Source organism: Mucilaginibacter sp. (assembly GCF_025362475.1).
Classification (GTDB): domain Bacteria; phylum Bacteroidota; class Bacteroidia; order Sphingobacteriales; family Sphingobacteriaceae; genus Mucilaginibacter.
Genome location: NZ_JANYGH010000072.1, coordinates 161,227 through 176,433, shown reverse-complemented (window position 1 = coordinate 176,433; position 15,207 = coordinate 161,227). Strand labels below are relative to the sequence as shown.

Annotated in this window: 13 protein-coding genes; 10 read left to right on the top strand and 3 right to left on the bottom strand. The window is 37.1% G+C overall.

Annotated features, from left to right (window positions below; translation table 11 throughout):
• Positions 1-110: 110 nt before the first annotated feature.
• The 3 genes from Q0R88_RS25340 to Q0R88_RS25330 all read right to left on the bottom strand — a co-directional run bounded on the left by Q0R88_RS25340 (position 111) and on the right by Q0R88_RS25330 (position 4,768).
• The gene (locus Q0R88_RS25340; RefSeq protein WP_295721247.1) at positions 111-959 is read right to left on the bottom strand and encodes a hypothetical protein; all 849 of its coding nucleotides are present in this window, start codon (positions 957-959) and stop codon (positions 111-113) included.
• A gap of 319 nt (positions 960-1,278) precedes the next feature.
• The gene (locus tag Q0R88_RS25335; RefSeq protein WP_295721245.1) at positions 1,279-3,438 is read right to left on the bottom strand and encodes a cache domain-containing protein; all 2,160 of its coding nucleotides are present in this window, start codon (positions 3,436-3,438) and stop codon (positions 1,279-1,281) included.
• A gap of 19 nt (positions 3,439-3,457) precedes the next feature.
• Positions 3,458-4,768: a patatin-like phospholipase family protein gene (locus Q0R88_RS25330; protein ID WP_295721243.1), complete on the bottom strand. Its 1,311-nt coding sequence runs from the start codon at positions 4,766-4,768 to the stop codon at positions 3,458-3,460.
• A 632-nt stretch (positions 4,769-5,400) separates the two neighbouring features.
• Between Q0R88_RS25330 and Q0R88_RS25325 the strand changes: the two genes are divergently transcribed.
• From Q0R88_RS25325 to Q0R88_RS25280, 10 genes are all read left to right on the top strand, one after another.
• Entirely contained in the window at positions 5,401-5,793 is a 393-nt protein-coding gene (locus Q0R88_RS25325; protein ID WP_295721241.1) for a hypothetical protein, read from the top strand.
• Positions 5,790-6,941, top strand: coding sequence for a hypothetical protein (locus Q0R88_RS25320; RefSeq protein WP_295721239.1), 1,152 nt, complete (start codon positions 5,790-5,792; stop codon positions 6,939-6,941). The genes Q0R88_RS25325 and Q0R88_RS25320 overlap by 4 nt, the downstream gene beginning before the upstream one ends.
• Before the next feature lie 158 nt (positions 6,942-7,099).
• On the top strand, positions 7,100-7,597 hold the full coding sequence (locus tag Q0R88_RS25315) for a UpxY family transcription antiterminator (protein ID WP_295721237.1): 498 nt from the start codon (positions 7,100-7,102) through the stop codon (positions 7,595-7,597).
• A 232-nt stretch (positions 7,598-7,829) separates the two neighbouring features.
• Entirely contained in the window at positions 7,830-10,043 is a 2,214-nt protein-coding gene (locus Q0R88_RS25310; protein WP_295721235.1) for a glycosyltransferase, read from the top strand.
• An 11-nt stretch (positions 10,044-10,054) separates the two neighbouring features.
• Positions 10,055-10,804 (top strand): capsular polysaccharide synthesis protein, encoded by a 750-nt coding sequence (locus tag Q0R88_RS25305; RefSeq protein ID WP_295721233.1) that lies wholly within the window; start codon positions 10,055-10,057, stop codon positions 10,802-10,804.
• A gap of 10 nt (positions 10,805-10,814) precedes the next feature.
• Positions 10,815-11,462 carry an FkbM family methyltransferase gene (locus Q0R88_RS25300; protein ID WP_295721231.1) on the top strand — a complete coding sequence of 216 codons (648 nt, stop codon included), beginning with the start codon at positions 10,815-10,817 and terminating at the stop codon, positions 11,460-11,462.
• A 27-nt stretch (positions 11,463-11,489) separates the two neighbouring features.
• The gene (locus Q0R88_RS25295) at positions 11,490-12,101 is read left to right on the top strand and encodes a DUF4255 domain-containing protein (protein ID WP_295721229.1); all 612 of its coding nucleotides are present in this window, start codon (positions 11,490-11,492) and stop codon (positions 12,099-12,101) included.
• Positions 12,102-12,120: 19 nt separating this feature from the next.
• On the top strand, positions 12,121-13,173 hold the full coding sequence (locus tag Q0R88_RS25290; RefSeq protein WP_295721226.1) for a hypothetical protein: 1,053 nt from the start codon (positions 12,121-12,123) through the stop codon (positions 13,171-13,173).
• Positions 13,174-13,189: 16 nt separating this feature from the next.
• The gene (locus Q0R88_RS25285) at positions 13,190-14,722 is read left to right on the top strand and encodes a phage tail sheath C-terminal domain-containing protein (RefSeq protein ID WP_295721224.1); all 1,533 of its coding nucleotides are present in this window, start codon (positions 13,190-13,192) and stop codon (positions 14,720-14,722) included.
• Positions 14,723-14,769: 47 nt separating this feature from the next.
• Positions 14,770-15,201, top strand: coding sequence for a phage tail protein (locus Q0R88_RS25280; RefSeq protein WP_295721222.1), 432 nt, complete (start codon positions 14,770-14,772; stop codon positions 15,199-15,201).
• Positions 15,202-15,207 lie beyond the last annotated feature (6 nt).

Genomic DNA, 15,207 nt, shown 5'->3' with positions numbered 1-15,207 from the left:
TACAAGATAACCGATGGAAAAAACAGCCTTCCACCGTGATCTTCTAGCAACCTCTTATCTATTGACTGGTCCCTTTTGCCTCGGAATCACTGGTCCACTTTGCCTCGGAATCACTGGTATACTATGGAGCGGAATATCCAGTCATTTAATGAATCCAGAAAATCTACCGGATGCACTGTGGAAATTATAAAAACCTTTGCACTATTTCTTTGCATTAAATCCTCCAAAAAGTTGAGTTTTAAACGATTTGTAGCCGGGTTTTTAATATCATACTCAAAGTGGTTTACAATGATCAACGAGTACCGGGCATCTTTTACTGCGGTTTTTAAATTATTCCACTCTATTTGTGCTCCCATGTTGTTTTCATCATTGGGGATATGTATCATATCAGCAATCAAACAATTATTTGAAGTTTCACCAACAGGGTAAGCTATGGTTGAGGCATCTTTCCCTTTAATTTTATGTTCATGTATTAAGTTCATAACCCTATCCAGTTTACCAGAACCCGGAGAGCCGATTATGAAAAGTAATGAGTTAAGTTGATTATCGGTTAACAGCAGGTTGTCAATATTTTCCCAATAGGTTTCATTAGGCAGGTTTAAGGCAAACAGCTTTCTTAAAATATGATGAAATACAAACCAAAAAAGCAGCAAAGAACACAAAAAACAACTCCAATAAGTTACGCCCAGGTACCATTTTCTATCCATTGTAATTCCAGGTAAGCTGTATTGGATAGTGTCAGATTTGACTACAAGGTAGGAGTTTGCCGATCTTCTATAGTCGGTATAATTTTCACCTTTTGTAAATAATCCTGTGTATGTCCATAAACTATCCGGAGGGAAGTGATATAGCTCCTTAATGCCGGGTATAAGATTTTCTTTATCAATAGTTAACTGGTTAAATAGGGTTGTTGCATGATAATTATCTACAAACTTTTCTCTATGAGGTTTTTTTGACACAATATTGTACGTGTTAATCCAAATGCTATCCCGATAAATATTATTGTGTGGATAATTATTTAGTAGCAGAGGGTTTTGCGCTATAATGTTTTTAATAAATTGTGTATGCCTGTAACGTGTAATAAGTTTTGTTTCGTAATTAAATGCTGAAGTATAAAAGAGGGCTACTGGCAAGCCGCTGGTTATTATAATGCGGGTAAACGTCATTAACGAATAGCTGGTACTAAAATTCCAAATTTTTAATTTTTTAATTAAATCTTTCTCGCAAAGAACAGTGTGAATTTTCCTGGTTAATATTAAAAGAATAAATAAGGTAACTTCATAGGTTAACAGCGGCACAACTTCTGTTAAAATAGATGTGGTAACATTTATAAGACCAATAATGACGCTTAGCGCAATGGATGCATTTCTTTTTTTGCTTATATAACTCAGGGTTGTTTTTTTTATAATATGCAGAATATAAATAGTTTATGAAAAGAATAGCCGCTGTGCCCGAAACTAAAAGAATAAAAAAGGACTGCAGAAAGCTGGTGTAGTTACACCAAATGATGAGTAGTGCAATAGTAATCAGGTTACAGAATACGGCCAAGTTGTACTGCTGGTGAAAACAATCATTGGGACCGATCCATGATATATCAAAATATTGTTTTTTATAGTAGATTTTTTTGATGGAAAACAAAAAGACAGCCGTTAGTATCATCGCTATGATACAGAAAAAGGCAAATAGCATAGAAAAACTAAAGCTAAAGTTATTGATATCGCGAATGTTCTTAAACGATTTATCTTCAAGTATTACAAGGTAATAAGGAAGGCCATGAATTGGACTTGCATAAGCTATGTATTGTTTGCCAGAGTACCTTGTTTCAAAGTATTTATCGGTATGTGCATCTATACTGGCTTTCAGACTTTGATAATCCGATAGCTCTTCAAACAGGTTTTGATTAAGGTTTTTAGCTGGATTAATATGATATAATACCCTTCCCTGGTTGTTGATGATACAATAAAGATAGCCAGCAGGTAAAATAGCATGATCAAGACTTGTTAAATTAATTGATATGGCCACATAAGGAGAATTTTTATTTATTGATGGCTTGGACAAAATAGAAGTAAATGCTCCCGACGTCCAGGATACTACCTGCTCAAAGTAGTATGGCTTCCTGGGGTCATTATCCAGATAAAATGGTCTGTGATCACGAAGTTTAATAAAATAATCCCTGTATGCATAATTGCCCGGAGGCGCCGGTTCTGATTTTGTGTACCAGCCTTTTACTTCGGTACCTTTATTATCTAACCAGTAAATCTGGTTCATATTTAGATCCTTGGTAAGTTGTTTTAATTTGTTTTGAATATCAGGAAATACCACCTTATTGTCCTGATCATAAATATTGGAGGTGACATTCTCCCCGGGATTATTTGTGGTGGCTATGGTGGTTTGATCATTCATCAATAGATCTGCTTTGTCCAAAATATGATAAGCCTTAGCAACCTCGATACCGAATCGATACTTTAAACTATCAGCTATATATCTACTGATTCTTGATTTTCGATACTCGGTTTTGAAAGGGGAATTGTATTTAAAGAAAGCGAAGAACAGTAATGATACCAATAGCATAGATACTGCAAATGAAAATATTCCATCTGCTGCTGTCAGCCTGTCCTTATTTCCCATTTGATAAAGTTTTAGCCAGGGTAAAGCAAGTATAGCAGCGGCTGCGATTGTTAATAGTAAAAGAACTATGTTTTCTGGAAGCTTATTTCTTTCCTGTTGATAGTTTTTGGTAGTAAGTAACCCCGATACAGTGATCACTGAATCGGCATTGATGTTTAGCCTTTGTGAAAAAATCTTGTAGTCGTTCCCGCTTAAGTGTATATTTTTTACATGTCCCTCTAAAAAAGCACTTTTATCAGATTTTAACGAGTCAGGTACGATGGTTGTTATCCCGCTGGGAAACGTTTGGTAGATGATGTTTTTTTGCCTGAGAAAAATATACTGGTCAAATATTTCGTTGGTAAGCAAAGGGTCAATAAACTGTTTTAAGGTATACCTCATATGAATAAAGTAACCTCCCTTTTGCAGGTGAATGGTTAGCCTGCGATTATCAAATTCTACTTTACAGAGGCTATCAGTTGAGGTATTTACTTTGTTCTTATCTTCCGGCTCCTGCACCGGTTTTATAGGCTCCAGGATGAAGTTTTTGCGGGGATAACGTTCAAGGTACTTGTTTAATCTTTCACGGTTGTATAGGGGATGATTTAATTCATATGTATTAAGTATGGTATTTAAAAGTGCAATAGAATTATCAACTTTTGATTGTATGTTTATTTCGATATTTTGCAAACATCTAAAGCGCTGAGCTTCTAATTCATTTTGGTTATTTGGAACATAGATAAAAAAGTAAATTGCACCAATTACCAGTACAAAAAATAAAGTGGCCAATACAATCGTTTGGTTACGACTAAATGAAAATCTATTTTTCATGGCACTAATTTTATTATCCCTACTTACCGCTGCTTAGCCATTTTTCTTTAGCTGCTTTGTAAGTATCAAACCCCAGGTGAACACCTGCACCATCGCCGCGTATTAACTGATTGGGTAAGCACAAACCCAGCCCGTTTACAATAAATTTATCACAAAGGCGCTTAATCAAGTCAACTTGATCATTATCTACAGCATCCATATCAAGATCCATTATCGCAACGAAATCAGCGCTGCCGTTTGGGTCGTTTTTATAAACATCAGGTGCCTCATATATTTGGGTATCCGGGTTTAATATCGGTTTTAAGCACGGGTTTATCCTCACCAAACAAGCTTCATTGCTTAATGAAGGATCAATCATGGCATATGTTATAAATGTGGCAGAATCGGGTGGGTCACCCACAATACTGGTCGATAATTTCTTTATATCGGCAAAAAACGAAGAGCTGTTATCTGTAATGGCCAGTTTGTTGCCTTTGTTTTTATTATAAATAGCGGCAATTACAGGGTCGGTTGAATTTTGATAGTCGGCAATAATGGCTTCACCACCCGTACCTGTTCCCAACGAAAGAATATTAAAATCACTTAATGGCAAGTCGGGATTATTTGTGCGGGCTTCTATAAAGCCTGCAAGTACCGGGTTGTTAAAACCGGATATTGCGCCATCCCAAAACCAGGTTTTACGTTTATCATTTCCGCCAAGTAAGTTGGTAGTAATTGCTGCAGGCGAATCAAAGTAGTTAATAGGCGCGTTACTTGACGAATGTATGGCATCCGCCAGGCTTACCTGGTAAAACTTTCCGTTATTAAAACCTGTCTTGCTTGCCGGGTTTGATCTGAAGAAAACCGCTCTTTGCCTAAAATAATCAAAGCCGGCAACAAGTATCTGTAAATCATTTTTGCCAATGATAGCCGGCAGTTCATTTAAGTAGGTATCTAAAATAGGCTTGGTAGCCTTTTTTTGTACAATAAGGCTATCATATTTATTCAATACATTTTTAAATCCGCTTAGCTTTCTATCGGTGCTGTATTTGGGGCCAAGCACATTGGTAAGGCTTGCAATATTTTTAAATTTTAATTTTTCCCAGAAGGATAATTTTGAAAAAACCTGTTTTCGTTTACCTTCATCTTCAAAAACAGAGATTATCTCACTAATTAACATGTTGTTGCATAGCGAAGCCAAAACAAGGCTACCACCTGAATTTGCAATAACGAGGTTGAATTGGCGTAAAATTTCATGCCCCGAAACATCACCATAAATATCTTTAAGTACCCTGGCCTGTATCAGGGCCCAGGAGCCGCCGCCATCTAATGAAAGTATTTTATATGCCATTTTGAAAATTGGTTTTATGAATTAGGTTTAACATTATATATTCTTCAGGTGTGTTAGTGATAAATCAACTTGTTGTTAAAAGCCATTTGCGGGGGGAGCCAATATGCTATATGTAAAAAACCTCTTAAAAGCAAGGTTCGGGGTTTATCTTATAGAAGCTGTTGGATGGAGTGCTAAGTACTTACCGTTCAATGATTTAATCATGGTTCTGTATCCTGGCAGTTGGCTTTGCATAAAATACTTATTGGGTTACATATAAAGATTAAGCCAATTGCACCTCAATGATTTTAAATTCCAACATAGTGCCTCCTTTTTTATTAATTAAAGAATAAATTATCCAGGTATATCAGATCAAACTGCACAGCGGATTTACGCTGTTGCCATCTTAAATAAAAAACACTTTTATAATTAAAAAAGATTAACGCTGTACGGTAAATTAAAAGGCCGATGTCTTTTTTATTTAAGGTTTATGTACTATAAAACTCTTAAACATCATAGATACATGCAATAGTTATTAATAACTATTTATTAAGTTGTTTTAACTTTATAGATTTATAAATCAAATACTTAAATCTAAATTTCAGTATCAATACATACATTGATACTGACGAGTGTCTACAAAAAAAATAGTTATGGAAACCTATGAAACCGGGAATAATGAGCACCAGATAAGTTTGGCTGTTAATATCTTTACGTTTGGCCTTGCCGCCTCCAGTGCAACAATTAAGATTGTTGATCCGCCTACTGTGGGTATCTCCGTTGCTCAATCAGAGGATGCATCTGGGGATATCATTACTCAAGCTATTGGAAAAGCTTCAGATATCCAAAACAAGCGACTTACCATTTTGACCAAAATTGATCTTATTGGGTCATTGGAAGATAGAAAAAATGCATATAATGATATTGATGCAACCTATACTTTAAGCGGTGGATCAGACGGCTTACAAACCTATGTTGATCCGTTAAAAAGTGTAGATGATGATTTTACTACAGTGCTGTTAGCTAAACCAATTGATTTAATATGAAAAAGTTAATATCATTTAGCGCATTCTTGTTATTAGCCTTAATTACAAATGCGCAGGAGGGAGTAAAATTGCAGGATCTTGCCCTTCCCAATTCACCAGGTTTTATCCTTACTGATTTAACTCCCTCATTGGTACAAACGCCAAATACGCCAAGGAAGTTTATTTTAGGATTGGCCCAATCTTTTGATAAGTCATCTTCTGGCTTCCCGGATAATTATTCGGCTGAGTTTGCACCTTACTGGTTTATCAATCCCGATGGAAAGAGTGTTTACGCTGCAGTGGGGCTTAATACAAAAATAGGTGAGGATCAAAAGTTAAAAATAGGTAGTGAAGATATTTTTTCGGGACTAAAGTTTACAAGTTTATCGGTGTCATTTATCCATAAGGATCTTATTCCTGATAATGTGGATGTATCTCAAAAAGTATTTGCATTAGGAATAAAAACTACCTTGATAAAAGTGCCGCAATCCGGGTATGCTCAAAAAATCAATAATTTAATAAGTCAATGGCATGAAGCTGCGCAAAAAGATCTGGAAGACTTTAACAACCAAAAAACATCGGTTAGCACACAATTAGATTTAGATAATTTATTAAAGAACTACATGGAGAAAAAAGGCCATAAAAGTTTGGATCTGGCAAAGCAAATTGGCGATCTATATAAGCAAAAACCCAAATTTGTATGGGATTTTGCCGGTGCTTACGCCACCTATGGTATAGATAATGAACCATGGAAAAGCGGGCGTACAGGTATATGGAGCACACTATCATATTACGCGCAATTGGCCGGTACAAATAACAAACCTTCAAATAATTATGTAAGCCTCAGCTTTTCAGCACGGTCTTTATGGGATAATTTTGCAAAAGATGAAAACAATAATATTGTAAAAACCAACAATATTGATGTGGGAGGTAAGGTTGGTATCGATCTGGACGATCTTTCATTGGGTGTTGAGTCATTGTACCGGTACATAAATGGCAGGGGAGGCAACGAAAACAGAACTGTTGGTATTGTTACTTATAAAATAACTGAAAATATCATTTTAACAGGCGCGTTCGGGAAAAATTTCGAATCACTGGGCAAGTCGATAGCATTGTTTAGTATAAACTGGGGCTTTGGTTCCGAGAAAATAAATCTGCCGGATAAATGATAAAATAGTTATAAATGGCTATTTCACTTGTTATTAAAGATGCTCAATTTTAACGTATAGTTTAATTATGAAATATTTTTTATAAAAGCTATCTGGCCAAATCTATAACTGATTAAAAGCCTGCAATTTCTTAAAATACATCTATACTTATCATTTTTATGGAAACTGCTTTAAAAAATAACTGGTACATTATTTATACTTTTCCCAATCTCGAAAAAAGAATATATAATGAATTAACCAGGAAAAAGATCAAAGCTTACCTGCCTTTGCAAAAAGTAATAAGGCAGTGGAGCGATCGGAGGAAGGAATTGCAGGTACCTATGTTTCCTAACTATGTTTTTATTAATTCAACCGAAAACGATCGCTTTAAGCTATTAAGTATAGGTGGCATTTTGAAGTTTATTACGTTTGAAGGCAAGCCAGCAACAATGACTGAAGATGAAATTTTAAACATCATGAAATTTGAAAAAGTGGCCTTTGAGCTGGAGCCAAACCTTATTCAGGGAGATGATGTAATGATTGTTGAAGGCCCTTTTACAGGATTGCAGGGAAAACTGTTTTTTAAACGCGGAAAAGAAAGAGTAGGTGTGCATTTAAATTCAATTAACCAATCACTTTCTATTGAGGTTTGTTCATCATGCCTCCGGAAATGTTAATGTAAAATAGTTACTATTGGCTATTGTTCCTGATTTTGAATGCCCTTATTTTTATAATATAATAGTTGAGCTATTAGAGTTACACTACCATTGAATCTAAATTAGTACCAGGAATTTTACGCTTTAAACGGATATGTATGTGACAATCCTTAAGCGAAGCTTTATTCTACCGCCAAAATTCAGGTATTCCGCTTAATTACAATAAGAAAAATATTTACTGTCAATCAAAAGTATGGATAAGCTTCCGCTTGTATCATGCATCATGCCTACTTATAACCGCAGGCGTTTTATACCACATGCCATCCGGTATTTTCAGCGGCAGGAGCATCAAAATAAGGAATTAATTATCATTGATGACGGAACGGATTGCATTGAAGACCTGGTTTTGAACCAACCTGGTATAAAATATATTCGCCTTGATCATAAAATTACACTTGGCGAAAAATTAAATATGGCCTGCAGCAAGGCATCCGGCAGTATCATAGCCAACTGGGATGATGATGATTGGTACGCCCCGCATCGTTTAAAATACCAAGTACATGAATTGAATAAAAATAATGCAAAAGTTTGCGGAATAAACAACCTGCTTTATTATGATTTTTTTAATAACCAAGCCTATCAATATAAATACCCTGCAGATCAGCGTAAGTGGCTTTTAGGTAGTTCATTATGCTATTACAGATCGCATTGGGAAATGAACCCGTTTAAAAATATCGACGTAGGCATGGATGGTTTATTTGTATGGGGTACCGCGCCGGAGTATGTTACCGAACTTGAAGACACAACCATGTCTGTTCATATGATACATGATCAAAATATTAGTCCCAAACAAACTTCGGGAGATTGGTGGCATCCTTTTCCTGTAAATGATATTGAACAAATTATGCAGGCTGATTTAAAACACTACCGTGATTATCACATGGCCACAACGAATAAGCCTGTGGTCAGAAGTGCAAATGATGCTCCTGTTCAAAACAATACCCAAAAAGAAAAGAATATTTATGCCTGCCTGGTGCATGAAAACCCGGATTGTATAATTGACATGGTTCGTAATTTACATTATAACGATCCTTCATCCATAATTTTAATTTTCAACGGGGGAACCGACTTTGAGTTCAGCGCCACATTGTTTCCTTTTGAGCAATTTGGTGCTGTTATATGCCCGGTTAATTACCCGGTAAAGCACGGTTACCTGCATCCATTTGCACTTGAGTGTATGGAATTTGCGCTTGACAATTTTTCATTTAGTACATTAACAATTGTTGATTCTGATCAATTAAGTGTTCAGCCTGGATACTCATCATTTATATCCAATTTTCTTTCTGATAAAAGTAACGTTGGGCTATTATCAAGTCGGCCAGAACGCATTACTGCGGAAAACAAGGATGTATGGACATCTATTAAAGCATTTGAAGAATATGATTTGTGGAAGCCTTTGTTAAAAACCTTTCCCGATGGGGAGGATAAGTTTGTACACTGGTCTTTTTGGCCTTCTACAGTGTTCACTTATGATGCTGTTAAAGATTTGGTTAAACAATTTAAAAAAAATATCCTGCTCAAGGGAATCATGCAGCACACCGGGATATGGGCAACAGAAGAAATTATTTTACCTACAATGGTGAGTTTGCTTGGTTATGATATTTTACTGAACCCGTGCTGCAGTACTTTCAACAACTATCAAAAATCCTACTCAACATTTGATCTGGATTGTGCAATAAATGATCCTCACGCTTTTTGGATACATCCGGTGGCCCGGGAGTATGATAATGAGATCAGGAATCGTACACGTTTACATCTCAATAATTATATCCCAGCCAAGAAAAATACGGTGCAGAAAGCTATTGATCAGTCATTGTTTTTCCCGTTGAAGGTAATATCCGAAACAAAAAAAATTGAGGGATGGCTAAATGATGCTGAGTCCGAATTATTGATGGCTTTCGCTTTAAAGGCGTGTATTAAATTCCCTGACGCCCATGTGGTTGAAGTTGGTAGTTTTCATGGCAAAGCAACCATATTGCTTGGTAAAATTGCCAAATCCATATCAAATGAAATTAAGGTATACGCAGTTGATCAACACGACGGAAAATTGGGCGCTTTGGGCTCAAATTTGTGTGTTTTTGAACCATCTCTTGAAAGCTTCAACCTTAATATTGAAAATGCCGATCTATTAGATACGGTGATTTCATGTGTGTGTAAATCAATTGATGTTAAATGGGATAGTGCAATTTCGCTTTTATTTATAGATGGTTTACATGATTATATCAGTATCAATGATGATTTTCAGCACTTTTCATTCTTTGTGGAAGTTTACGGATATGTAGCTTTTCATGATTATGCAGATTATTATCCCGATGTGCAGGCGTACGTAAACCAACTGCTTACAAGTGGAAATTACCGGCAGGTTCACCAGGCAGATTCCCTTATCGTTATTCAAAAAATAAGCTAAATACTTTAATCGTGACTAACCAGGAATCAACAGATTTACCGGTATGGCTTTATTGGGAAGGAGATCTTCCTGATTGGATCAGCGAATGCCAAAAAACAGTATTCGCGCACGCCTCTGACGTTCGATTGCTGACATCTGAAAGCTTTGAAGAAATGCGCATTGCCGATCTCGATATCCGTCTTGAAAATCTGTGTGTTGCACACCGGGCCGATTTTATCCGGGCGTTTTTACTAGCCAAACATGGTGGTTTATGGATCGATTCGGATTGTTTGGTTGCTAAGTCTCTTAAGCCATTAACAGATACTTTAAATAGTTATGAGTTTTTGGGGTACAGGGAACGTTCGGGCGAGGTTACCAACAACCTGATGGGTGCATCTAAGAACAGCACTATCGCCCAAAACTATTATAATCGTGTTTGCGATATTTTGAGGGATGGCCAACCTATTGAGTGGCTTACCTTAGGGTCAAAGGCATTAACATCTACACTTAATGAAAGCAATGTTCCCTGGTGCGAATTAACTGTAGAGCAAATTCAGCCGGTGTGCTGGAGTAAACCCGAAGAGTTTTTTACCAAAAGGACAGATGAGGAACATCGGAAGTTTGTTAATCACGACTCTTACTGCTATATGATTTCCGCTAATATGGTAAGGAAACATGTTTCTGAAAACCCCGATGATGATATTTTAGATAAGAACACTTTTTTCAGCTACCTGGTGAGAATGTTTTTACCGGTTGAAGAGAATTTTTTAACAATTGCTTAAGCCTGGTACAATGAATGATGTTTTGGAAATAGCCTACCGTAAAGATACCGATGATGACCGTTGGGTAATTCCAGAGGTTATTGATCAGGATATGTATTGTGTAAAAAGCCTGTTAACTAATATTCAGCCAGCGGGGCCCAGTTATATTATTGATTGCGGTGCACATATTGGCGCTTTCTCCATTATGTGTGCACAGCATCTTTCAAATATTGAGGTAATTTCATTTGAACCCAACCCCGATAGTTTCATGTATTTGAGCCAGAATGCAGACCGGTTTGGTAAGATACAGGCGTTAAACAAGGCCGTTTCCATAAACGATGGAACATTAAACCTTTACGCTCCTGATCAAAGCGATTGGAGCGGAAGGTGGACAACATTGCCCAATTCAAATGAATTTTTAACGGTTGAATCTGTTGGGCTATTTTCTTTTATCAACAAACTGGATAAAGAGGTATTTATACTGAAACTTGATGTGGAAGGATATGAGGAGGCCCTGATAGATGAATTAAAAGATGGGGACCTGAAAAATATACAAGTTATCATAGTTGAAACCCACACAGATCATTTTGATCATCAGAAACTTATAAACCACGGTTATAGTCTTCTGTTTAACCCCGGCATATCATCTGCGCGGCAATTTGTTTACTCCCGGAATTGAGAGCAGGGTGCACATTTAATTAAAGATATGTTACGAACCACATTTGAATTTTTGTCGGATGAACTTAACGCTTACATCAAGCGGAAAGATTCAACAAACTTTGGTAATGAGGATGTAGTTGTGGTTTCATCATTGATGAATCCCGATGGCACATTTGCGGTTTCAACCGAAGGTAGTGACGTATCAAAAGTGATCCTGACACTTATTAACCTGGAAGAAGACCGGATAGCTGATTCACAATATAACTATCAAAAAATTGATGATCGTATCCAGGTTATCAATCCACCTGTAAATATTAATGCTTTTGTTCTTTTCTCGGTATTTGCCAATAATTACTCTACCGCGTTAAGGCTGTTATCATATGTGATGGCATTTTTTCAGGGTCGCCAGGTTTTTGATAGCGATCAGTATCCTCAAATAAATGCCAAGGTAGATGCCGATAAACCCTGGCAAAAGGTGGGGCGGTTACTTGTAACGTTTCACTCCACAACTTTTGAACAGCAAAATAATCTTTGGGCGGCATTGGGCGCAAAATATATGCCTAATGTGATCTATAAAATAAGAACCATAAGCTTTGTTGATTCCGAACCTAAAATGGAAACACCTCCAATTACCGAGATTACAATTTCTGATAATTAAGCATGTAGTTTATATAGTAATGATAAAAATTAAATATAAAGCGCTTTTTACTTTGGAATTTGCCCATACATTCTATAAATCGGGTAAAAGCCCTGATATCATCATGCAGCCATCTGCCAAGTGTTCAACACTTATAGCATCATTGGGGCTTCACTTTTTACCAACTGCATTCGGCGGGAAATTATTTGCCAAGGTGGATGTTGTTGCAGGCAATGATATTATTAAAAACCCCTTGCCCGATGGTACAAAATTTACTTTTTTACTGAAGCTAAGAAATAATTTATTTGAAAATATTACCAATATAAATTTAATCAAACCGCCCTCAAGCCACTACTATTTTAACAATAGGGGTAACAACATGTCAGCTGATAATTTGCCGCTGCTTGTGGCCAATACCGGGAGTAAAATAGTATCAGATGCTGATCTGCTTCCTTTTGCAAGCGGCAGTTTTTCTTCGGTTCAAAACAGTACTGCCAGTACGCAAAGCGGCCAGTTGAATTTTATTGATAGTAATGAGCAATTGCTGCAGGATTTAAACAATTCAAATAATTTATTTAACTATTCTTTTGATCTCAATAAAGCATCGGGTGGAAGAGCCAGTTTTTTAGTTGATGGTACAGAAAAGGCTTCTTTTTATTCGCTTGACCCTGCTGATATGTCTGATGTATTTGGGGTGGTTGAAATATTTTTCAAAACTGATTTAAATGGCAATTACCAGTTTCAGGGTGCCGATAATTCCATCACCACAGTAAATTATAAAATTCCGTTTGTTAACCGCGCAACCAAATGGCGCTATATCATTACCCGGAAATTTAACCCGGCAATTACATCGGTAAGTGTGGCCAAAACAAATGGTTCACCAATAAATTTTAGTTTACTTGGCGGTTCTCCTGATGGGACGTTTATTGTTACTTCAAACAATGCACTTCCATTATCAGAAGAGCCTGTAGCCGGCATCAAGCTAAGCGATAATACAAATAAAGTGCTTATTGCCAACTTGCCAAATCCTCCCTTAAATCTCATAAAAACAGAAGGAGCAGATACCTTCTCAGATATTTTAATCACCATTTAATTAAAAAAATACCGCCATGGCAGATGTATTTAAAACTCCCGGGGTTTACATTAAGGAAATCCCAACGTTTCCACCTTCGGTGGCAGAAGTTGAAACCGCAATTCCTGCATTCATCGGATACACCGAAAAATCCAGTTTCAATGGCAATGATTTTGGGAAACAGCCGCAGCGAATAGGTTCGTTGTTAGAGTATGAACAATTATTTGGGCTTGCTCAAAAAGAAACGGCAATAACGGTAACCATAACAGATACAAGTGATGTAAATACTGTTACCAGAACAATTAACGCGGCAATTAACCCTGTCACAAGTTCTAAGTACAAGATGTATTATGCCCTTCAAATGTATTTTGCAAATGGTGGTGGCCCTTGCTACATTGTTTCGGCAGATAAGTATAATGCGGGAGGTGTTAACGCCACCAAATTAACTGATGGCCTTACAGAGATTGCAAAGGTTGATGAACCTACACTATTACTATTTCCTGATGGTCCTTCACTGCCATCTGTTAACTACTATGCAGTTATAAACAGCGCATTAAATCAATGTTTTATATTGCAGGATAGGTTTACCATTATAGATGTTAAACAGTTAACCGGTACTATAAATGATATCAACTCATCGGCAGATGATTTCAGAAACACGGCTACTTTAGGCAGTAACCTTGATTTAATGAAGTATGGTGCGGCTTATTTCCCTTACCTGCAAACTATACTCAGCTACAGGTATGATGATGTTGATGTAAATATTATTTACAAGGTAAACGGTGTTGAGGCAACAGATATTGGCACTGGTAAAATAAGTCTGGCCTCTATTTTAAATCCGCCGGTAACTTTAAAGGCTGCGGTACGTACCGGGCTCAACCTGCAGAAACCTACACCTACAGTACCAACATCACCGCCGGCAGCGCCGCAGGTAGCAGGTAACTCTGAATTATACAACCAGGTTAAATTACAATTACAAAATTTAAATATTTTAATGCCCCCTTCATCGGCAGTTGCAGGAGCTTATGCTTCTGTTGATAGTTCAAGAGGCGTATGGAAGGCCCCGGCCAATGTTACATTAGCCTATGTAAATTCGGCATCACTTCAAATTTCTGCAAGTGATCAGATGTCGTTGAATGTTGATCCTACTTCGGGCAAATCTATAAATGCCATAAGGTATTTTACAGGGAAAGGAGTAATGATCTGGGGAGCGCGTACGCTGGCCGGAAATGATAATGAATGGCGGTATGTACCAGTTCGCCGGTTCTTCATCTTTGCAGAAGAATCTATTAAAAAAGGATCAGAATGGGTTGTTTTTGAACCCAATGACGCCAATACCTGGGTTAGGGTTAGGGCAATGATTGAAAACTTCCTGATAAAGCAATGGAGGGCAGGGGCGCTTGCCGGTTCTAAACCAGAACAGGCGTTTTTTGTAAGGGTAGGACTTGGCCAAACCATGACGGCTCTTGATATTCTGGAAGGACGAATGAATATAGAAATTGGTATGGCTGTAGTACGCCCTGCCGAATTTATTATCCTGAAATTCTCTCATAAACTCCAGGAATCTTAATTAACCAAAGGCTATCAAAACCTAAATAATATATAAAAACAAAAAACATGGCAAATTATCCATTACCAAAGTTTCACTTCAGAGTAGAGTGGGGCGGGTCAAACATAGGCTTCTCTGAAGTAAGCGGGTTGAATATCGAAAATAAATTGATTGAATACCGCGACGGAGCCTCGCCGGAGTATAGCAAAATTAAAATGCCGGGTATGCGTGAGTTTAGCAATATTACTTTTAAAAGAGGGGTATTTGCACACGATAATGATTTTTTCAAGTGGTTAAATACCATTTCATTAAATACCGTTGAAAGGCGGGATATTACTTTGACTCTGTTAAATGAAACGCATGACCCGGTTGTTGTTTGGAAAATTAAAAATGCATTCCCGGTAAAAATTCAGAGTACCGATTTAAAGGCAGACGGAAGCGAAGTAGCTATTGAACAGCTTGACGTTGCACATGAGGGTTTGGTTATACAAAACGATTAAACTAAT